Raw genomic sequence first — 22611 nt, 5'->3', positions numbered from 1 at the left:
AATTTAAGATTTGATACTTTGAAGTGTATTGGTTTTTTTTCGACGCATAATACGCTGAAAACTACTTGGAGTAAGCCCTGTTGTTTTTTTAAATTGACCAGACAAATGGGAGACACTGCTATAACTCAAACGATAAGCGATTTCCGTAAGCGTCAAATCTTCGTCACATAATAATTCCTTTACAAGGTCTACTTTTCTTAAAATCACATAATTCTCAATGGATGAATAGGTGTTTTCTGAAAAAACGGAAGACAAATAGGAATAGGTATAATTGAGCTTATCTGACAAATAACTGGAAACTTTTAATATTCGTGCATTCTCATCATTCAACATTTCGTCAATGGTGTTTTTAATACGGTCTACAAGTGTTTCTTTTTGGTCATCCAAGATTGTAATGCCATATCTTTTCAGCGCATTATTAAGTGCTTCCTTTGCTTCAACTGATAATACCTCTAAGGTGTTTACTTCTCCTAATTCTGTTGCTGAGTAGGGAATTTGAAGCTTCTCCAATTGCTCTCGCACGATGGTTTCACAAATTACCTTAAAATTATATCTTAGATAAATTTTCATTAAAAATGATCCAATTATTGTTTGTCCTCATGAATTGAAGCAAGATAATCACAAATTTCATATTAAAACGGTGAAATTTCAATAAAAAGCGATGCCATCAACTTTATGTACTCAAGTAGGTAGATATCATTTTCCATAGATTTACTACTGTTGACAGCAGAAATTAGCAGCTTGGGCTCAAAAAATCAGCACCTTGACCTTTTCAAGAGACAAAATCAAAAAAAGCGGATTCTCCATTTAAGGAAAATCCGCTTTACAAATGCGTTTTTAAAACTGACTTTTAATTGTCATCGGTTGCGTCATCAATTTCATCTTCTACTTCTTCAGCACCTTCCTCAATGGCATCACCAGTATCTTCAACTGCTTCCTCTATTTTATCGCCTGTCGTTTCTTTTTTTTCTCTGCAACTTGATAGCGACAGAAAAGAGGTGGTCATTAAGGCCAATAGCAAAATATTAATATAACGTTTCATAAATTCTAACTTTAGTTTAAGTGATTACAAAATAATATAACTTCAAAATTTGGTTTGTTAATCTTAAATAACTTTTCGTTAAACACCTTTTCGTCCAAAAATCAAGGAAATCAGGAATAAGACAACGAAAATAAAGAAGATTACCTTGGCGATAGAAGCTGCTCCTTCGGCAACACCGCCAAAACCGAATATCGCAGCAATAACTGCGATAATAATGAAAATAATTGTCCAACGTAGCATAGTGATTTTTTTAGGGTTGTTAATACTAAATGAGGCAGTTTAATACCTTCGGGTCAAAATTATCAATTAAGATTCAACACTATTGTCTCAATAAATTCAAATCTTGCTTCAATCCATTTTCAGAATATTAATTTAATTTTAATAGCTATTCTGCATTCTCGGTAACCTTAGGTGAAACTTTCCAAATAATCCCTCCATCATCGTCATTAACCAAAAGCGAGCCGTCTGGGGCTACAACCACGCATACAGGCCTTCCAAAAACTTCACTCTTCTCTTCGTTTGCAATAAATCCCGTAAGAAAATCTTCGGCCTTTGTCGGCTTCCCATTTTTGAAAGGAATAAAAATAACTTTGTATCCAGAAAGGTTCGCGCGGTTCCATGAGCCATGTTGTCCAACAAATGCCCCATTTATATATTTCGAAGGGAACTTATCAGCAGTATAAAAAGTCAAGCCCAATGATGCCGTATGACTTCCAACAGGCACATCAGGTACAATGGCCTTTGCAACCATTTCATCATGGGGATCATCTTTCCATCGGGGATCTTTAACCTGACCGTAATAACTGTAAGGCCAACCATACCACCCACCATTTTTTACACTGGTAATATAATCTGGCACCAGGTCATCTCCCAACTTATCGCGCTCATTTACAGCCGTCCAAAGCTCTCCAGATACAGGATTGAAATCCATTCCTACAGGGTTCCTAAGCCCATTGGCATAAATAATTTCCCCAGAACCATCTGGATTAACTTGTAAAATATTGGCCCTTCGCTCCTCTTTTTCCATTCCCTGCTCGCCCACATTGCTTGCAGATCCTACAGAGATAAAAATTTTATCTTTTTCTTTACTGGCAATGATATTCCTTGTCCAATGATTATTGTAGCCACTTGCAGAAAGTGAAACTATTTTCTCGGCTTCTGCTGTCAATTTTGTATCCCCTTCCTTATATGGATAGCGGTAAAGGCCATCTGTATTCGCCACATAGAAAAAATCATCAAGAACCAGCATACCAAAATTTTGGTTTAGATTTTCCAAAAAAATGTGCTGTTCGTCAACAATTCCATCGCCATCATTGTCCCGCAAAAGGGTAATTCGATTTGCGCTGTTTTTAGTATTTGATTCCGCTACAAAAATATCTTCATTGGGAGCAATATAAGTCCATCTGGGATGATCAAGGTTTTCAGCAAATCGGGTAACAACAAATCCTTCCGGGGCTTTAGGTGTCACACCTTCAGGCCAGTCAATCATTTTACTTTGATTGGTTACCGATTCCGAAACGAAAGGTGCTTCCAAAATTAAGTCACCTACAGTAGTTTCAACGGTAACACTTCCATTGTCAGCGAATTCTTTTTTTTCAGTTTCGGATAGCTTTCTTTCCTGACACCCTAAAACACTTACCATTAATATAACCAACAACCATCTTTCCATTTTTTTAATTTTTATACTTCAATTAATCGGTTCCGTTTCGAAACAGGATATAAATGTTAACCTAGATCGATTTCATTAATACGAAGAGTAACCCACCTAACTCAAAAATGTTTTGTCGATAGGTAGATCCACCATTTTCTTACACCTAATTAAATTTTAATAATTCTCAGGTCAAATAGAACAAATCGTGTACCATAATTTATGATGACAATAAATACTACAGAAAATTTAGGTAGGTTGTAGGGTCTGAAATGGTTTTAATATTTTGAGAGAATACGATGAAATTCAAAATTGATTTTAATGAATCTATAGATGGTTATTAGATAAATCGTTTAATTATGTCAGTAAAAAAGATTGATTTCGGAATGGGTTGAAATGGAATTCAATTTTCAGTACCAAGTACATGGAATTTCTTAATGGAACCTATTTATAAGCCATCATAAAAACTATCTTTGAGTTGACAATAGAAAATATCTTTGAAGATGAAACAACTTAATTGCGATATTTTAATAGCCGGAGGAGGTCCTGGAGGTATACCTGCGGCATTAGCTGCGGCTAGAATTGGTGCAAAAGTAATCCTTTGTCAGGATAGATCTGTTTTAGGTGGCAATGCTTCTAGTGAAGTTCGAATGCACATAGTGGGTGCAGATTGTAGTGGTAAGCGAGGTGAATATTTATCTGTTGAGGCCCGAGAATCCGGTATTATAGAAGAGATCCGTCTTGAAGCAAGTGTAAATAACCCCCAACGGTCGCCATCAGTTTTCGACTTGATTTGGTATGACAAGTGCCGAAATGAACCCAACCTTGAGTTAATGCTCAATACCAGGGTCTATGCAACTGAGGTACAAGACAAAACCATCAAAAAGGCTTTCGCAAGAAGAGAGTCTACAGAAGATGAATTTGAAATTGAGGCCCAGATATTCATTGATTGCACGGGAGATGGCACTATCGGTGCATCCTCTGGAGCACCCTATTTTGAAGGTAGAGAGGCCAAATCTACTTTTGGTGAAAGTTTGGCGCAAGATAAAAGTGATAAATTAAGATTGGGCTCATCGCTCATGTTTCAGGCTAAAAAATATGGGCAACCTATGCCTTTTACCCCACCAATCTGGGCCCGGAAAATAACAGAAGAAGACCTCATTCTCAGACCGCATGCTACCCCAGCCATGGACATGGATTTGGGATTAGAATATGGGTATTGGTGGCTGGAATGGGGTGGAACGCTGGACACCATTAAAGACAATGAGCTCATAAGAGATGAATTACTCGCAATATTACTGGGAGTTTGGGACCACGTGAAAAATGGGGGCGAACACGGGGCAGACAATTGGGCCTTAGAATGGTGTGGATTTCTGCCTGGAAAAAGGGAAAGCAGAAGATTTATAGGACAGTATACCTTAACGCAAAACGACATTCAAGAGGCAAATGCCTTTGAAGACGCCATCGCTTTTGGTGGATGGCATATTGATATTCATCCGCCTGCTGGGGTAGATGCGATCAATGAATCCCCTTGTATTCATCATGATGTGCCCCACCTCTATCAAATACCATTAAGAACTACCATCAGCAATACCATCTTCAACCTGATGTTTGCAGGGAGAAACATCTCCGCAAGCCACGTGGCATTTGCGTCAACGCGTGTGATGGCTACCTGCGCTGTGGTAGGACAAGCAGTTGGCACTGCTGCGGCTTTGGCCGCAAAGGAGCACATAGCTCCGGCGGATATTGTATCCAATAAGGAATTGCTAAGCAGTATCCAACAACAGCTGTTAAAAGACGATGCATTCATCCCTGGTATATCAAACGAGGATGAAAATGACATGGTGAAATTGGCTCAGATTAAAGCCGAATCCGAACAGAAAGATGGACAAGCGGTAAATATCATTAGTGGTCAGAACCGCAGTGTTCACGGAAAAAGGGGGGTTCGGTCAGATATAGCTGTCCCTGGAACCCACCGATGGATGAGTGATCCTGAGACAGGCCTCCCAGCGACCATTGAATTATACTGGAATACTTCAAAAAAGATTCGTCAGTTCCAGATAACCTTTGATACTGGAGCGCATAGAGTGCTCACTTTCAGTCTTGCCGATGAATACACAAAAAAGATGCATTGGGGAAGCCCCCAACCTGAAACCGTGAAGGATTACCAAATTGACACTTACTTAAATGGTCAGTTAAAGGAGACTTTATCAGAATCAAATAACTACCATAGACATCGCAGACATACGCTAAACGGTGAAGCTATAGACACAATTAAAATCAAGGTACTGGCCACTCATGGCATAGATCATGCCCGAATTTTCGAAATCCGGGCTTATGAATAGTTCAGAAATATATTAGCAAAAATTCAATGATAACCCCATAATTAATGTTGAAAATCTTTTCTTACCTCGCTTTTTTTGGCTTCTATTTCCTCATTTATCAAGTTTATCCACAATCCCAGCTCTCAAGTCCTATAGACAGTGCTGAGCAGTCTAACTGGAAAGGATTTGAACGTTATGATTTTAGTTTTCAAGGAAGAAAAGCTCGGTTAATTCTCCCCAAAAAGCCTCTTCAAGGAAACCCTTGGATATGGCGTGCCCGATTCCCCGACTGGCATACTGAAGCAGACAGCATTTTGGTATCCGAAGGGTTTCACCTGGCCTATATCAACACCGACAATTTATATGGGGCTCCGGAGGCCGTTAAGGTATGGGATGATTTTCACACATTTTTAACGGAAGAGAAAAAGCTACAATATAAAGTATCCTTAATGGGGGTCAGCAGAGGCGGACTATTCATATACAATTGGGCAAAGGTAAACCCAGATAAGGTTGCCTGCATTTATGCCGAAGCGCCTGTATTGGATTTCAAAAGTTGGCCTGGAGGCTTTGGGAAAAGTGAGGGATCTCCAAAGGATTGGGACAGACTTAAAGAAGTGTACAACTTTGCTGATGATGCCGAAGCAAAAGCATATAAAAATAACCCTATCGACAATATTATAGACTTACCTGCCCACAGGGTGCCTATAATGCATATGATTGGGCTTGAGGACCAGGTTGTACCTGTTGACGAAAACACCCTCCCACTTGTTCAAAAATATATAAAATCAGGTGGAATTGCCACCGTAGTAACATCGGTGGATGGAGAACAAAGTCTAAAAGGCCACCATTTCCCTATACAAACACCCCGTTTAGTAGCTGATTTTATCAAATACTATTCAATAGAAGCTTTTCCATTGGCCTCAGAAGATTACCACCAGACCATTGGAGGAATAAAGAATTCTTTGATAAAATTTTCGCATAATAAAAGTGGACGGGTAGCTTATTTGGGAGGCTCCATCACTTACAATCCCGGCTGGAGGGACAGTGTCAGCAATTACCTGCAAAACCGATTTCAAAACACGGAATTAGCATTTATTAATGCGGGTATCCCTTCGATGGGAAGTACTCCATCTGCCTTCCGATTAGAAAAAGATGTTCTATCCAAAGGGAAAATTGATCTTTTATTCATAGAGGCAGCTGTGAATGATTCGGGCAACGGTAGAACTTCCACAGAGCAACAGCGTGCTATGGAAGGCATCATTAGACATGCGAGGGAAGCAAATCCAGAAATGGATATCGTCATCATGCATTTTGTAGATCCAGGGAAAATGGCTTCTTATAACCAAGGCATTGTACCTGAAGTAATCAAAAATCACCAAGCGGTAGCGGAGCATTATAATATTCCTACGATAAATCTGGCAAAAGAGGTAACAGATAGAATCAATGCTGGAGAATTTACCTGGAAAGATGATTTTAAAAACCTTCATCCTTCACCATTTGGCCAGGGAATTTATAGCAATTCTATTATCACCTTTCTTAAAAATAACTATGATGCCAACCAAAGCCTATCGGTTAAAACTACTAACTATCCATTACCAGAAAGAATGGATGCTTTTTCCTATGATAAAGGAAAGCTAATCGATATAAATAAGGCAAAACCAGCGAAGGGATGGCACATCGATCCAAACTGGACCCCAAATGACAATGAGAAAACAAGACCTGGTTTTGTAAATGAGCCTTTTTTGATAGGAGACAAAGGCGCTAAAACCCTTAAATTTAGATTCGAAGGCAATGCTGTGGGAATCGCAGTGGCAGCAGGTCAGGATGCCGCCATTATTAACTTTAGAATTGATAAAGGTGAATGGCAGCAATTAGACCTGTTGACAAAATGGAGTGATCAGCTTCATCTGCCATGGTATTATACTTTGGCGAGTGAATTACAAAAAGCCCCTCACCTACTAGAAATAAAGGTACCTGATGGTCTAAATGACAATCACCAGCGTAAAGCTTGTAGGATTCGATACTTTTATGTGAATTAAATTGCTAATTCTGGACTAATGTTATTCTAAAAAATCTACCAAAAGATGAAAAAGACACCAATACTGATATTATTTGGATTAATTCTCAACATAACCCAAATCCAGGCACAAAAAACAACCCAAACGGAGAACATTTTATTAATAACGGTGGATGGACTTCGCTGGCAAGAAGTATTTAAGGGTGCTGATTCTCTATTTATTGATGATACAGGAATGGTCGAGAATACAGAGGAGCTACTAGAAGAATTTTGGGACAATGACCCACACAAGCGAAGAGAAATGCTGATGCCTTTCTTTTGGGGAACATTACAATCAGAAGGACAACTCTATGGCAATAGGGTTTACGGGAATTTTGTTGACAACAGCAATAACATGCTGTTTTCTTATCCTGGCTACAATGAAGTATTGAGTGGTTTTGCAGACGATGAACGCATCACTTCAAATTCAAAAACAAACAATCCAAATACAACCTTATTGGAGTATTTAAATCAAATACCCGAATACAAGGACAAGGTATTGGCCTATGGAAGTTGGGACGTTTTCCCCTACATCATTAATGAGGAACGCAGCAAGGTCCCAGTTAACGCAGGTTTTGACCTGGCTGAAGGCGCTAACCTGACCGATAAAGAAGTCATGATCAATCGTCTTCAAAATGAAATCAGAGGCCCTTGGGGAGGGGTTAGACTAGATGCTTTTACACACAATTACGCTTTGGAAGGAATAATCAAAAATGCCCCAAAAATAGTTTATATAGCTTATGGCGAACCTGATGATTGGGCACATGACAATGAATACGATCAATACTTATATTCCATCCACCAATTCGATGCCTACCTGAAAGAACTTTGGGAATATCTCCAAAATACCCCTCAATACAAGGATAAAACAACAATGATCATCACCACCGATCATGGAAGAGGAACAAATAATAAATCTTGGACAGGTCATGGATCTTCCATTCCAGAAGCCAAAGAAATATGGATGGCAGCCATAGGTCCCGACACCCCTGCAACAGGTGAAATGAAAATGAAAGGATTGTGGCATTCCTCAATGATCGCTCGTACAATTTTCAAATTATTAGGGAGAGAATACCCAGATGATAAAGCAGGTCAAATCATTGAAAAAATGATAAGGTAAGGCCTTGGTAAAAGCCTTACTATCATAAAATAACAGAGAGAAGCCAAGTGACTAAAAAGATTGAATCTTAAACGTAACTTTTCCAAATATTAGAATTCGGTAAATATTTTGACCAAAAAATATTGGCTATGGTTTCCAATAAAAACTCAACCAATCAAATAACCGTTAATTCTATTATCATAAAAGTTATTGGGTCATGCATAAATATCAAAAATATGTTCCTATCAGTTGTTCCTTTTTTGACAGATTGCAGGATTGGGCAACAAGGAAGGTAATAGTGGAAATCGTTTTCTTAGATGAAAACTTTAACAGCAATACTTTAAATACCCGAATTTGTGACATTTTCACCAAGAATAGCGAAGAATTTATTGTTTTGGAAAACGGTGAAACATTCCGGCTTGATCAACTCATAAGTGTAAACGGGTATAAGGTCACAAGTTGTGAAATATGATCTCTCAAAATGGTGCGGTTCTTTAAAATACTTTCAGTAACCGAAAGATTTCAGAATAATTATTCATGTAAGACCTTTCCCTTTTAGCTTATTTGTAATCAATACAACAATGCTATCCTCAATGGCTAAACTATCTGATTGTGGGCTACTTGTACAAGAACACTTTATTTCTTATTTACTCCTAAGTTCAAATTCCAGATTTTAATTGAGACATTTATTTAACTATATTTTGAGCTTAAATTAGGGGAACTTAGCTCCTCTCCTATTGCATATTTCACCTGTATTTTTTCAATTCATTTGCGAAAAATAATTATTTTCAAACTAAAACTAAAATTAATTGTTTGACGTTGATGAACACTAAATAACATTAAACCGAACCCGGATTTCAGCAACCTAAATAGCAAACCAAAACAACATGAAATTACTATTTATAGTCAATCCCATTTCTGGCGATGTGGACAAAGAACCCTTTATAAAAAATGCCAAAGAATTGTGCCTTAAATATGGAATTGTGAATCATTTTTTTAAAACAACTGGAGAAAATGATGAAGAAAAGGTAAAGAAAATTATTGCTGATTTTGGTCCTGATAGAGTAGCCTCTGTTGGGGGTGATGGTACGACTTTGTTTTCGGCTATTGTTTTGTTGGAGGAAAAAATCCCTTTGGGTATTATTCCGCTAGGTTCGGCAAATGGTATGGCTGTAGAATTGGGGGTCAATTCAAACCCTGTTGAAGCTTTAAAAGACCTGATAATGTCTTCCATGATCAAGGACTTAGATATGTTGAAAATAAATGACAAGTATTATTCTCTCCACATTGGGGATGTGGGAATTAACGCAGAAATCGTAGCCTCCTACGAAAAAGATTCTAGTAGAGGAATGACCACCTATGCCAAATACTTTTTGGATGAGTTATTGAAAATAGATCCTTTCGAAATTGAAGTAGAAGCAAATAATGAAAAAACGAGGGAAAAGGCGGTGATGGTAGGTATTTGTAACTCCAGAAAATACGGAACAGGTATCCCGCTGAATATTAACGGTAATCCTATGGATGGCAAATTTGAAATTATCCTGGTCAAAAATTTGAACACACAATTTTTAATCAATGCAGGTCTTTCTAAGTTCAATGATGTTTTTTATATGAAAGAAAACATCACAGCAATAAGTACAGAAAAGGCCATTTTGAAATTTGACCAACCACGATTATTGCAACTGGACGGAGAAGTAATTGGAAAATTTGATCGACTTAAAATTGAAATAATTAAAGGGGCCATTAGATTAATCACTTCGAGGGAGAATCAATATGTAGATTAAAGGCACCTTAAAAGAGAACAAATAAAATAGTGTATTTAAGATTGAAGCTGGAATGGCTTCCATCTGTAGTACATAAATCCTTTTAACCTTACTTATTCAATTTTGGAATTTTCTTCTCCTAAAGGAAGAAAATCCGCCATAAGCTTGCTGAATATTCAGTATTTATCAGAATATTTGAAATTATGGTAATTTTTTGGGTTGATTTTTTTTCTTTAAATTTTTATTGTTAATCCGCACAATTGTCTTAAAAAAGATCAACAAACTTAAAACTTAAGAGCGTTAGAGACTGAGTAAAACCCCTGGAAAATCAACTTATAAATTACTGATTATTAAATTTTTAAACAAAAAAACAATACAATTCGGCATGTATAAATTACAAAAAAAAATACTGGGCTTCACCTCATCCTATTGACTCTAAAATTTTAAAATAACCCTGTTCTATTGGCATCTTATTCATTTTAACCAAATATCTTTTCCATAAAAATTTGGTAAAAAATTAAAACATTTAAAATTTTTTTATAGGTTTGTTGATCTAAATGAAAAGTAAGAGACATTTTATAAAGGATTCTATACAGAACTCATTCCTAATAGGGGCCTCCCTAGCATCATGCTTTTTGATGCTATTTTTGAGTCCAACCTTGTGGGAAGCGGATTCTTCCGTAAAGATTTCAGAAAAATCAAATCAACAAGTCTCTTTTCTTTCCGCGAATGATATTCTAAATGATATTCACTACTTTTTACATTTACCATCTGAAGGAGATGCTCCTGAAGAACAGGAAAATGAAAGTGAAAATGAATCCAACAAAACACTAGATGAGGACAGTGAAAATTCTTGTTTAAATACTGCCTTTTATTCCAAAGCGGGTTATAATTTGAGGAAATCATTGTTTTCCCAATTTAACCTATCCATTCATAATAGATCTAAGATTTCACTCGTTATTCTCCACCATTCCTGGAGGAGCTTCCTCTCATAATTTTTTAAAAAAAATCCAAATACTTCATTAGGGTCTATACCCATGATTTATTCCAATCCCTTCGTATAAGCAGATTTTAATCTGCACAAGGGTAATTCATTTCAATTTTTACAAAAAAAATAAAATTTATTATGACGAGGATATTAATTCTTCTCTGTTTAGTAGCAATACTAGGCACCACTGCGTGTCAGCATAAAAAGGAAGCTGTACATCCAGAATCCACCTACCGTGTAACAAATCCCATAAAAATTGATACAGTAGTTTTTCAAGAATACGTTAGTCAGGTTCACTCCATACAACACATAGAACTTAGAGCACTTGAAAGGGGATATTTGCAAAAAGTGTTTGTAGATGAGGGACAGCACATTAAGAAAGGGCAACTAATGTTCCAAATTATGCCTCTTATTTATGAAGCTGAAAAGCAAAGAGCATCAGCAGAAGCAGATTTTGCTGAAATAGAATATAACAATACACAAAGTCTTGCCGACAGCAATATTGTTTCCTACAATGAATTGGCCATGTCGCGTGCAAAACTTGCCAAGGCAACAGCCGAACTAAATCTAGCAAAAGCACACCTGGGATTTACTGAGATCAGAGCGCCATTCGATGGTATTATGGGACGTTTTCAAGTAAGGTTGGGAAGTCTTTTAGACGAAGGAGAATTATTGTCAACCCTTTCCGACAATAGTAAAATGTGGGTTTATTTCAATGTTCCTGAAGCCGAATATTTGGATTATGCCTCCACAACAGGTTTAGAAAACATGCCTGAAGTGCAATTCAAAATGGCCAACAACAAAAACTTTAGCCATTCAGGGGTAATTGAAACCATTGAAGCTGACTTTAACAATGAAACGGGAAACATTGCCTTTAGAGCTACATTCCCTAATGAAAAGGGTGTTTTAAGACATGGTGAAACGGGCAATATATTAATGCCTGTACCCTTTGATGACGCATTGATAATTCCTCAAAAAGCTACTTTCGAGATTTTGGATAGAAAATACGTCTATATCGTAGACGACACCAACACTTTAAGAACAACAGAAATAACTATTGCTCACGAAGTTCCGCATTTATATATGGTAAGTGGTGGACTGAAACCGGATGATAAAATTCTAATTGAAGGACTGAGAAAAGTTAAAAACAATCAGGAGATAAAATATGATTTTCTTGACCAAAGAGAAATTTTGAAAGATTTAAACCTGCTTCATGCAGAGTAAATTTAACCTTTAAATTACTTTAGACATGTTTAGCAAGTTTATACAAAGGCCGGTTTTAGCGATAGCTATCTCCCTGGCCATCATATTCCTCGGAATATTAGCCATTACGACCAGGCCAATTTCGCAATTTCCAGAAATCGCACCTCCACGGGTGAATATTTTCATTGCCTATCCGGGATCTAGTGCAGATGTCTTGGTCAAATCAACATTGATCCCTCTGGAAAGAGCGATTAATGGTGTACAAGGTATGCAGTACATCATCTCCGATGCAACAAGTGCAGGAGAGGCTACTATACAGATAATATTTGAACCTGGAACGGATCCAAATGCGGCAGTAGTTAACGTAAAAACCAGGATAGACCAGGTGATGAACAATCTCCCGCCCCTGGTGCAAAGAGAAGGTGTAATCATTACGCCTATACAACCGAGTATGTTGATGTATGTCAACCTTTTCAGTACAGATAAAAATGCTGATGAGAAATTTCTATACAATTATGCCAATGTCAACATTCTACCGGAGCTGCAAAGGATAAGTGGAATGGGTAGGGCTACGATTCTCGGTAGCCGCCAATATGCGATGCGGGTTTGGCTAAAACCAGATAGAATGAGGGCATATAACATTTCCACAGAGGAAGTGCTGGCTGCCATTGATGAACAAAGTGTAATCGGTAGACCAGGTAGACTGGGGCAGAGTTCTGGTAAAACAGCTCAATCCATTGAATATGTATTGACCTATAAAGGTCGATTTAATCTTCCAGAAGAGTACGAAGACATCATCATTAAGGCAAATCCTGAAGGGGAAATTTTAATGCTCAAGGATATTGCAGAGGTTGAACTTGGTAGTGAATTCTTTGATATTTATTCGAACAAAGATGGCTATCCCGCCGCTTCAATGGTATTGAAGCAAAACTTTGGTAGTAATGCCAGTAAAGTAATTGACAAGGTAAAACTGAAATTAACTGAACTCGAACAGAATTTTCCTCCCGGCATGTCTTACGAGATCAATTATGATGTTTCGACATTTGTTGATGCTTCGATTGATAAGGTATTGCATACATTAGTAGAGGCATTTATTCTAGTAGCTTTAGTTGTGTTTCTTTTCCTAGGGGATTTAAGGTCAACCATTATCCCCGCCATTGCTGTCCCCGTATCTTTGATAGGTGCATTTGTTTTTATGCAGTTATTCGGTTTAACAATAAACATGATCACACTTTTTGCCCTTGTTTTAGCGATAGGTATAGTGGTCGATGATGCGATTGTAGTAGTAGAGGCGGTCCATGCCAAAATGGAAGAGGAGAATCTAAGCCCATTCAAGGCGGTTAAGAAAGTGCTCGGTGAGATCAGTGGTGCAATTATAGCCATTACACTCGTTATGACTGCGGTATTTATACCTGTTGCTTTTATGACAGGACCGGTTGGTGTTTTTTACAGGCAATTTTCCATTACAATGGCCAGTGCAATCGTCCTTTCGGGATTGGTAGCGCTTACGCTAACACCAGTCTTGTGTGCGATGATTCTTAAAAACAACCATGGAAAAAAACGAAGGAAATCTCCTATCGATTTATTTCTGGATTGGTTCAATAGGAAATTTGAAAAAATCACCGATAAATATGAAGGTTTACTAAAGCTAATAGTGAACCGAAAGGTCGTTACCTATGGTATTCTTTTGGCTTTTGGTTTTGGAATTTTTGCAGTCAATGAAAACCTACCTACAGGATTTATACCCAATGAGGATCAGGGAATGATCTATGCGATTATTCAGACACCTCCAGGATCTACTTTGGAAATCACCAATGAGGTATCGAGAAAACTCCAGGAAATTGCTGAAGAAATTGATGGTATCCAATCTGTTTCTTCTTTGGCAGGGTATGAAATTCTTACGGAAGGAAGGGGATCAAATGCAGGTACTTGTCTCATTAACCTCAAAAACTGGGAGGATAGAGAGCACTCTGTCAAAGAAATAATAGAGGAACTTGAGGAAGAAACCAAGGATTTAGGAGCTGTTATTGAATACTTCGAACCACCAGCAGTACCAGGATATGGGGCATCAGATGGTTTTTCCTTAAGAATGTTGGACAAAAACAGTACTGTTGATTATCAGGAATTTGATCAAGTAAACCGTGATTTCATGGATGCCTTAAGAGAGCGACCTGAATTAAGCGGACTGTTTACTTTCTTTGCTGCCAATTATCCTCAATTTGAGTTGACCATTGACAATAAACTAGCCATGCAAAAGGGTGTATCCATAGGTAAGGCCATGGAAAACCTGGATGTACTCATTGGTAGTACTTATGAACAAGGCTTTGTTAGATTTGGGAATTTCTTTAAAGTCTATACACAATCAGCTCCAGAATACAGGAAAATGCCTTCGGATATCATGAAATTATTCATCAAGAATGACCATGGAGAAATGGTCCCTTACTCTGCTTTTATGAAGATGGAGAAAAAACAAGGGCCTAATGAAATCACCAGATTCAACCTATACACTTCCTCCTCTATCAAGGGCGTTCCAGCACCAGGATACACTAGTGGAGATGCTATAAAAGCTATTCAGGAAGTAGCAGAACAATCCCTACCCAATGGATATGACATCGCTTGGGAGGGACTTTCCTACGATGAATCAAGGAGAGGTAATGAGGCCATTTACATCTTTATTGTCGTTTTGATTTTCGTGTATTTGGTATTGGCTGCTCAATACGAAAGTTTCATAATTCCATTGGCTGTTATTTTCTCTTTACCAATAGGCGTTTTTGGATCCTTCCTTATGCTAAAATTCATGGGACTCGCCAATGATATTTATGCACAGATTGGGTTGATAATGCTGGTTGGACTCTTGGGAAAAAACGCTGTGTTGATTGTTGAATTTGCCATCCAGAAGCACCAGCAGGGTTCCACTATACTTGAGGCAGCTATAATTGGTGCCAAGGTTAGATTCCGTCCTATTTTGATGACTTCATTTGCTTTTATCGCAGGACTTATTCCTTTGGTAATGGCTACAGGAGCTGGAGCTATTGGTAACAAAACCATTGGCTCTTCAGCTATGGGAGGAATGTTATTCGGGACCCTATTTGGTGTAATAATCGTCCCAGGGCTCTACTATATATTCGGCAGTATTGCTGAAGGTCGAACATTGATCAAAGATGAAGATGAAACACCGCTTAGTGAAGACTACGTAAAAAGGCAATCCGATTCAAGATTACTTAAGAAACTAAAGAAATTATTGTCGAAAAATGAAATAGAAAATGGTCAATAAATTCCTAATAAATACGACAACCCTGTTGCTTTGCATGCTCCTTGTTTGGGGATGTAAGATACCTCAGGCGACGACATTCGACGAAAGCAATTCAGTTCCAGATAGTTTTAACCAATCTAAAGACACTACTAACAGTGCCAATACCAATTGGAAAGCATTCTTTACTGATCCTCAGTTAATCACTTTGATAGATACCGCTCTTGCCAATAATCAGGAGTTGAACATTATGCTTCAGGAGATTGCTGTGGACAATAACGAAATCCTAGCGAGAAAAGGAGAGTATTTACCTTTTGTTAATCTAGGAGTCGGCGCTGGATTGGAGAAGGATGGCGAATATACCCGACATGGGGCTGTGGATGAAAGCTTGAATATCAGGGAAGGTCAAGCCATCCCTGATCCATTGCCTGATTTTATGGTAGGCGCCTTTGCTTCCTGGGAATTAGATGTTTGGAAAAAACTTCGCAATGGAAAAAAGGCAGCAGTAGCAAGGTATTTATCAAGTGTTGAGGGCAAAAATTTCATGGTCACTAACCTGATCGCTGAAATTTCAAGTTCCTATTATGAGCTAATGGCACTTGACAATCAGCTGGATATTATTCAAAAAAACATAGCGATACAAAAGAATGCGTTACATATAATTGAACAACAAAAACAAGCTGCTCAGGAAACGCAATTGGCGGTAAATCGCTTTGCTGCTCAGGTGCTCAACACCGAGAACCTGCAATACAAAATCAAGCAGCAAATTGTGGAAACGGAAAACAAGATAAACTTTCTAGTTGGTCGTTTCCCACAGCCCATCGAAAGAAGCTCTTCAGGTTTCAATGAAATTACGGTCAATGAAATTCATTCTGGGATTCCATCCCAATTGTTAATCAATAGACCGGATATTAAACAAGCTGAACTGGCTTTGGCTGCAACCAAACTTGATGTCGCCATTGCCCGCGCAAATTTTTACCCTTCATTCAGTATTGAAGCTGGTGTAGGATTCGGGTCATTTAACCCTAAATACCTTGTCAATCCTCAATCCATACTGTATAATTTGGGTGGTGATTTAGTGGCTCCACTGGTAAATAAAAATGCGATAAAAGCGACTTATAATAGTGCCAATTCAAGGCAGTTACAGGCTGTTTACAGCTATGAACAAACCATTTTACAAGCTTATATAGAAGTAGCCAATCAACTTTCGCAAATAGCCAATACAAGAAAAAGCTATGAGACAAAGTCTAAAGAGGTTGATTTACTCAATCAATCTATCACTATTTCAAATAGTTTGTTCCGCTCAGCAAGAGCAGATTATATGGAAGTTTTACTTACCCAAAGGGAAGCATTAGAATCCAGAATGGAGCTAATAGAAATAAAAATGAGCCAGATGAATGCTAAAGTAAATATTTACAAAGCACTCGGTGGTGGCTGGAATTAATAAGATTCATCGTTCATCTTTAATAAATCCAGTATAAGAATTAAAAAGCCACTTGAATTATCAAGTGGCTTTTTTGCTTTTTAGAAGATTAAAATCGGCTTCGGAAACAATGATAAGTCGAGATTTTATCAGCATTGTTGCAGAAAAATAAGTGACAATACCGCCAAAATCAAGTCTTCGTATATCAATAGCCATGGGTTAAAAACCCATGGCTATTGATTTCATTGTTATAATTTGAAAGAAGTAAATGGAAATTTGCAATAGGAATTCCCCACTCAAAAAGAATTCTCGGGATCACATTTCAACCGACAACTCTACCCATTATAACTTCGTGTTTTTACCAGGGTTTTGCTGAGTTCTGCAATAGCCACATTTTGGCATACGGGTGGTCCTTACTTTGTCCTGCAGGAATAAATTGGGTATCCTCAAGTGAGGAAATTGCCTGCTCATAATTGGTTAGATAATTTGGATCCAGGTTAGGAGTAGGATACATGTACCTGACCGGAATGGCCGCACCAAACTGGGTTACTGGCCCTACCTCCAGAACTGGATAACCAGTTCTTCTCCAATCAAACCAGGCTTGAGGATTTTGCCAGTTGGCTATCCATTTTTGTTCTATGATCCGCTGAGCTTTATTCGAGCTTTTAGCATAGGAAACTGCTTCCTGCTCGTAATAAGTTTCAAAATTGAAGCCCCCTGAATTCGATAAAATACCATATTTCTCCATTGAAGCAGCTATTGCTTCTTTGTAATGTGCTTCTGGATCATTGGCCCCAAGGCCACCTAAAAGAGCTGCCTCAGCCATCAGAAACTTTATTTCACTATAGGTAACAAGGTTCATGCTTACATAGCTGTCCTGGTTTTTTCTATACCTCTCGTGCAAATAGGAAATATAAGGACTTCTCTCTGGATGATACCCTTCTTCGTCATCCCCCTTATTGTATGACATGGCCTCCACAATAGGGAGTCCAACCGGTAGGCCTACATATAAATTGGTATTCACTTCTACTCCTTCAGGAGCTGGTTTAAACCTAACCGTAGCAGATTCACCAAGAATATTGGTTACCACTGAATCCATTTCTACCGTCACTTGATCATCCCATTTGTACTGCACCGGTAATACCCAACGGTATAGTCGAGGATCATTTAAGTCAATGAGCTTGTCTACAAGTGTTTGTGCAGGCTTTAACAATAAATTAGGGTTTGGACTGTTTAATGGCCCTCCTGGAGAAGCATTGTTTTCATCAGTTCCGAGAAAATCAACTTTTGCATCATCACTGTTGTGCATAAAAGTAAACTGTGAAGCCTCATTGAATTCTTTATCAAGGTCAATTCCTAAAGAACTCATATCAGATTTTTTATTAATTAACCGCATGCTGTATCTCATTCGCAAAGCATTGGCAAACCTTCTCCACTTCTGGGCGTCACCTCCATACATAATATCCGAAGTTGCATTTACTACATCTTTGGAAGGATCTAGATTTTGGAGAATAGCATCTGCTTCTTTCAAGTCTACCAATATGCCATTATAAACATCTATCTGAGGATCGTAAATAGGGAAAAACACATCGTTATTGGCCTGTAAAGCGCTGGAATAAGGAATATCTCCATAGAGATCAGTCATGAGACCATAATGAAAAGAACGAATAATCAAGGCTATTCCTTTGAAGAAGGCATTGTTTTCTTCTACTGCATTCTCATAGATAACTTGATTGTTCCTGAGTATATCAAAATAACTGTTCCAGGATTCGTGTCCCCAGCCATAGAAATTAACAACTACCGCCCCCTCATTGGTCCCCCGCTGTACATATTGCATTGCCCCAGCAATTTTTGAATTTTCATATCCCAGGTTGTGATAGGTTTTGGCTGTATTTGACAAGACATAGGTCAGAATATAATTGGATGACACCTGTTCGGGACTATTCGGGTTCATGTTTACCTCGCTGAGGTCTTCACAAGCCCAAAAAGTCGTCATCAACCCAATACAAAGTATATTTTTTAATAGATTTTTCATGGCTATTGTTCAGTTAAAATTCAGCATTTAATTTCAGTCCCAGAGAACCGGTCCATGGCATTACATTGTAATATTCCACCCCCTGTATCCATCGGTTACCAGTTTGCCTAAAGGCTCTTTCAGGATCTACCCCATTTCCTGCTTCGGTCCAAATAAAAAGATTGTTACCTACGACTGATATTGAAGCACTCCTCAGGCTAATTTTATCCAACCAACTGGTAGGCAACTGATAAGTAACAGCTACTTCCCTTAATTTGACATAAGTGGCACTGTAAAGATTTCTGTCCGGAAAAGGTCTGTGGGCATACCTGTAAGCTTGGAAAGGATTAAGCCATTGTGTAGTAGATCCACCCAGATTTTCTATATAGACGATGTTTCCTTCTGCATCGCGGCTTTCCCGTACACCCACATTAAAACTCGCATCTTGCTCTCTGAAATTGGCTTCATCTCCAGGCCATGGAAGACCTCCATAAGCTGCATTTCTTCCCCCTATCCATTTTCCAAAATAAGCTTCTGGGTTTTCTTTGACCTGGTCCTCTATTGGTCTTCCAGCATCATAGGAAACACCTGAAAGTGTTTCTTCCAGCATCCCATTGTTCCCTAAAAACATCATCGTATTGGAATAAAACTCTCCCCCCTGTCTCCAGTCTATATTGGCATATAAACTAAATTTCTTATACCTAAATGTCGGTTGGAATGACAACATGAGATCGTGATTGAAATTCCCAATCTTCACTAAATTATTAACATCCTGATCTTCCTGGTACAATCCACTTCCAGTAAGCACTGGATATCCGAAATAGGCTGACTCCTGGTCTTTAACAGTAAGCACCGGACGCATGTAGATGTCACCGATATCTCCACCCACATAGGTCCGCAATTCGGCACCACTGTAGGAGGTGAAATTAAAATAGGTTATTCCATCTGCCAGCTCCTTGATGCTTGTTCGATTTCTGGAGAGGTTCACATTTAGGTCCCACCTGAAATCTCCTGCAATGATCGGTGTAGTGCTAATTCCTAATTCGAAGCCACGGCTTTCTACCAAACCAGCATTGATCAACTTACTGCTAGCGCCAGATTCTATAGGAAGGTCTATTGGTAATACCTGATTTTTATTGGCTCGGACGTAATAGGTCGCTTCTATTCCCAATCGGTTATTGAAAAGAGAAATATCCAAGCCGGCTTCTGATGAAGTTGATATTTCAGGCTTCAAGGAAGCATTTCTTAATAGCCCTCCCATGTACATGCTCTTTGCTGTTCCCCAGTCCAATGCTGTTCCAAAAGTTGGCACCAAACTATAAGGTGCTACATCATTACCTACTTGTGCTATGCCTGCCCTAAATTTAAAAAGATCAACAAAAGAAGGCATCTCGACCATTTCTGAAACAATGGCACTTAAAGAAACTGATGGATAGAAATAAGAACGATTTTCAATTGGCAAGGTGCTGGACCAGTCGTTTCTGGCCGTAATGTCCAGGAATAACTTATTTTGGTAACCAGTAGATACAGAACCATAAATACCATAAATAACTTTCCAGAAATGTTGACTATCATAAGACACAGAACCAGGTGCCCCATTTGCTATAGTATACAACATAGGGATTACCAACTGACCGGCATTATTGTCCACATGGCTGTACTTTTGTTCCATTCTATTTGCCCCAGCCAATGCAGTTATGTTCCAATTTTCATTGAAGATTTTCTGGTAATTCATCATGAAATCCAGGTTATTCTCTTTATTGAAATTATTCCTTATATGATAACCTCCATTGATCTGATCATAATTATTATAGGCAATGATCGCCTCTTGTTGTTCTTCATAGGAATCCCTCGCATAACGCAGCAACATGCTTAAATTATTGGTAAGGTCATAGTCAAGCTGTAGCTTACTTACTGTTCTATTTCTATCAAAACCGGTAGGGTTTTCATTAACGACAAAATATGGATTGTTTTGCTTTTGCTTGTATTTCCGCTGCAGTATCCCCTCAGATCCCGGAATCCAATATTGTTCCAAATCTAAAATATTCACTTGAGGTCCCGTTTCAAAAAGACTTCTTACCGGGGAAGTTCTACCGCCGTCAATAATCGGCCGGTTATCAGATCCGGATTCTGTGATATTAATCGTTGCAGTAGCTCTTAATTTGTTGGTAATATTATAGTTGGTGTTGAGTCCTATAGTAAGTCTGGAAAAATCTGTATTTGGAATAATTCCTTTATTTGACATGTTCCCGACTGACAATCGAAAACTACCTTCGTCATAATCTCCATTGACGGCTATATTATTGGTATTTGTGTAGCCTGTCTGAAAGAAGTCTTTAAACCGATCAGGATAGGATACAAGTGGTGCAGGTTCACCATTACTATTCCATTGCACCCACTCCTCTCCTACATCCAGTTCCGGTCCCCAACTCTCATTTTCACTTTCTTCAAATACATGTGCGCCACTTTTTCCAGAAGCAAACTCATTTTGAATTGGAAGGTAACGAAATGGAAAATCCATCACCACTGATGAGTTTACAGCCACTCCAATACCTTTTCTTCCTGACCCAGACTTAGTTGTAATCAATACTACCCCATTACCAGCCCTTGAACCATATAAAGCAGCTGCACTCGGGCCTTTAAGAATAGATACATTTTCTATATCGTTGGGATTAATATCTGAGATGGGATTACCCATGTCAGCACCGCCAAATCCGTTGTTCAGCTTATTGGCTACCGGTACTCCGTCGATTACAAAAAGTGGTTGGTTGTCACTGTTGAGGGAGTTTCCGCCTCTAATAATGATATTCACAGACGATCCAGCAGCACCATCCATTTGAGATATTTGAACGCCTGCAACTTTTCCAGCCATGGCATTCAAGACATTGTTTTGTGGGGTCTCCGTGAGGTCTCTTCCATCTACACTACCTACTGAGTATCCCAGGGATTGTTTTTCTCTTTTCACACCCAAGGCAGTAACCACCGCTTCTTGAAGGGATTTCATATCTTCAAGCAAGACAACGTCAATTATTTCCCGGTTACCAACAGTTACCTCCTGTTTCTCAAAACCTATAAAGGAAAAAACCAAAACTGCATTTTCTCTATCAAACTCCAAATTATAATTTCCATCCTGATCAGTAATTGTTCCGGATGAAGTTCCTTTTAACAATACGGTAACTCCCGGAAGCCCCAAACCATCAATATCAGAAGTAACCTTACCCCTAACCTTCTGATTGACAACCACTTGGTATTGACTTGAGTGAATAGCGCTATTGTCAAGGGAGGCAATCTGAATTAGCTCACTGTTTTCAGAGACAAGCCTGGCCAATTCTGCCATACTATTGCCCGACTGTTTGTTTTTAGGCACAATCACATAGGATCCTCCTTTTTGTTTTACAAATGAAAGTTCATAGGGACTAAGAAGTCTTAAGAGATTTTTCTCAAGTCCTTTTTCCCAATCGATTAATGTACTGTCTACCGAAAGGTCCTTTATCATACCATCGGCGAATAATATATCAGCTTTGTAAAAAACTTTAAGCTTATCAAGCGCATCAGCCAAAGCTATATCATATTGATTTTTGGCCATTGAGAGATGTGCCAATTGCATGGGCTTTGTGCCTGTGGCATGGGCAATTGTGAGTGGACCAATTTGCAAAAGGTAGCAAAAAGTCCAAACCAATAGCGAAAAGGGTAAAATCTTTTTCATATCAGATTTAGGTTTAAAGTTATTAACTAATTGTTTTGATTAATCTTGTTTATACAATTGGGTTCCTATTTGTGTAGTCACTCTAAGAAATGACA

Annotated in this window: 15 protein-coding genes; 9 read left to right on the top strand and 6 right to left on the bottom strand. The window is 38.5% G+C overall.

What is annotated here, in order from left to right; all coding sequences use genetic code 11:
• Window positions 1-3 precede the first annotated feature (3 nt).
• The 4 genes from AC0L7T_RS10870 to AC0L7T_RS10855 form a co-directional block, all read right to left on the bottom strand.
• A complete protein-coding gene (locus AC0L7T_RS10870; RefSeq protein WP_473342658.1) occupies window positions 4-570 on the bottom strand; it encodes a helix-turn-helix domain-containing protein in 567 nt (188 codons plus the stop codon).
• 280 nt (window positions 571-850) lie between these two features.
• Window positions 851-1042: a hypothetical protein gene (locus tag AC0L7T_RS10865; RefSeq protein ID WP_473342657.1), complete on the bottom strand. Its 192-nt coding sequence runs from the start codon at window positions 1040-1042 to the stop codon at window positions 851-853.
• Window positions 1043-1120: 78 nt separating this feature from the next.
• Entirely contained in the window at window positions 1121-1282 is a 162-nt protein-coding gene (locus AC0L7T_RS10860; RefSeq protein WP_473342656.1) for a DUF1328 domain-containing protein, read from the bottom strand.
• A 145-nt stretch (window positions 1283-1427) separates the two neighbouring features.
• Entirely contained in the window at window positions 1428-2711 is a 1284-nt protein-coding gene (locus tag AC0L7T_RS10855; protein WP_473342655.1) for a PQQ-dependent sugar dehydrogenase, read from the bottom strand.
• Window positions 2712-3193: 482 nt separating this feature from the next.
• Between AC0L7T_RS10855 and AC0L7T_RS10850 the strand changes: the two genes are divergently transcribed.
• The 9 genes from AC0L7T_RS10850 (at window position 3194) to AC0L7T_RS10810 (ending at window position 16817) form a co-directional block, all read left to right on the top strand.
• Window positions 3194-5035: an FAD-dependent oxidoreductase gene (locus tag AC0L7T_RS10850; protein ID WP_473342654.1), complete on the top strand. Its 1842-nt coding sequence runs from the start codon at window positions 3194-3196 to the stop codon at window positions 5033-5035.
• A 44-nt stretch (window positions 5036-5079) separates the two neighbouring features.
• A complete protein-coding gene (locus AC0L7T_RS10845) occupies window positions 5080-7053 on the top strand; it encodes an SGNH/GDSL hydrolase family protein (RefSeq protein WP_473342653.1) in 1974 nt (657 codons plus the stop codon).
• Window positions 7054-7098: 45 nt separating this feature from the next.
• Window positions 7099-8190: a sulfatase-like hydrolase/transferase gene (locus tag AC0L7T_RS10840; protein ID WP_473342652.1), complete on the top strand. Its 1092-nt coding sequence runs from the start codon at window positions 7099-7101 to the stop codon at window positions 8188-8190.
• 196 nt (window positions 8191-8386) lie between these two features.
• The gene (locus AC0L7T_RS10835; RefSeq protein ID WP_473342651.1) at window positions 8387-8641 is read left to right on the top strand and encodes a hypothetical protein; all 255 of its coding nucleotides are present in this window, start codon (window positions 8387-8389) and stop codon (window positions 8639-8641) included.
• Between the two features lie 415 nt (window positions 8642-9056).
• Window positions 9057-9953, top strand: coding sequence for a diacylglycerol/lipid kinase family protein (locus AC0L7T_RS10830; protein WP_473342650.1), 897 nt, complete (start codon window positions 9057-9059; stop codon window positions 9951-9953).
• Between the two features lie 614 nt (window positions 9954-10567).
• On the top strand, window positions 10568-10927 hold the full coding sequence (locus tag AC0L7T_RS10825) for a hypothetical protein (protein ID WP_473342649.1): 360 nt from the start codon (window positions 10568-10570) through the stop codon (window positions 10925-10927).
• A gap of 131 nt (window positions 10928-11058) precedes the next feature.
• Complete coding sequence (locus AC0L7T_RS10820; RefSeq protein WP_473342648.1) at window positions 11059-12144, top strand: efflux RND transporter periplasmic adaptor subunit; 1086 nt, start codon at window positions 11059-11061, stop codon at window positions 12142-12144.
• A gap of 25 nt (window positions 12145-12169) precedes the next feature.
• Window positions 12170-15397, top strand: a complete 3228-nt coding sequence (locus tag AC0L7T_RS10815) for an efflux RND transporter permease subunit (RefSeq protein ID WP_473342647.1) — start codon at window positions 12170-12172, stop codon at window positions 15395-15397.
• Complete coding sequence (locus AC0L7T_RS10810) at window positions 15387-16817, top strand: TolC family protein (RefSeq protein WP_473342644.1); 1431 nt, start codon at window positions 15387-15389, stop codon at window positions 16815-16817. The genes AC0L7T_RS10815 and AC0L7T_RS10810 overlap by 11 nt, the downstream gene beginning before the upstream one ends.
• Window positions 16818-17154: 337 nt before the next feature.
• Here the strand turns inward: AC0L7T_RS10810 and AC0L7T_RS10805 are convergent, their stop codons facing one another.
• The gene (locus AC0L7T_RS10805; RefSeq protein ID WP_473342643.1) at window positions 17155-18831 is read right to left on the bottom strand and encodes a SusD/RagB family nutrient-binding outer membrane lipoprotein; all 1677 of its coding nucleotides are present in this window, start codon (window positions 18829-18831) and stop codon (window positions 17155-17157) included.
• A gap of 13 nt (window positions 18832-18844) precedes the next feature.
• Complete coding sequence (locus AC0L7T_RS10800; protein ID WP_473342642.1) at window positions 18845-22516, bottom strand: SusC/RagA family TonB-linked outer membrane protein; 3672 nt, start codon at window positions 22514-22516, stop codon at window positions 18845-18847.
• Window positions 22517-22611: the final 95 nt, after the last annotated feature.

The organism is Cyclobacterium sp. 10D3-21 (genome assembly GCF_055809755.1).
The sequence above is the reverse complement of the archived record's forward strand: the minus strand, read 5'-3'. Positions and strand labels throughout refer to the sequence as shown.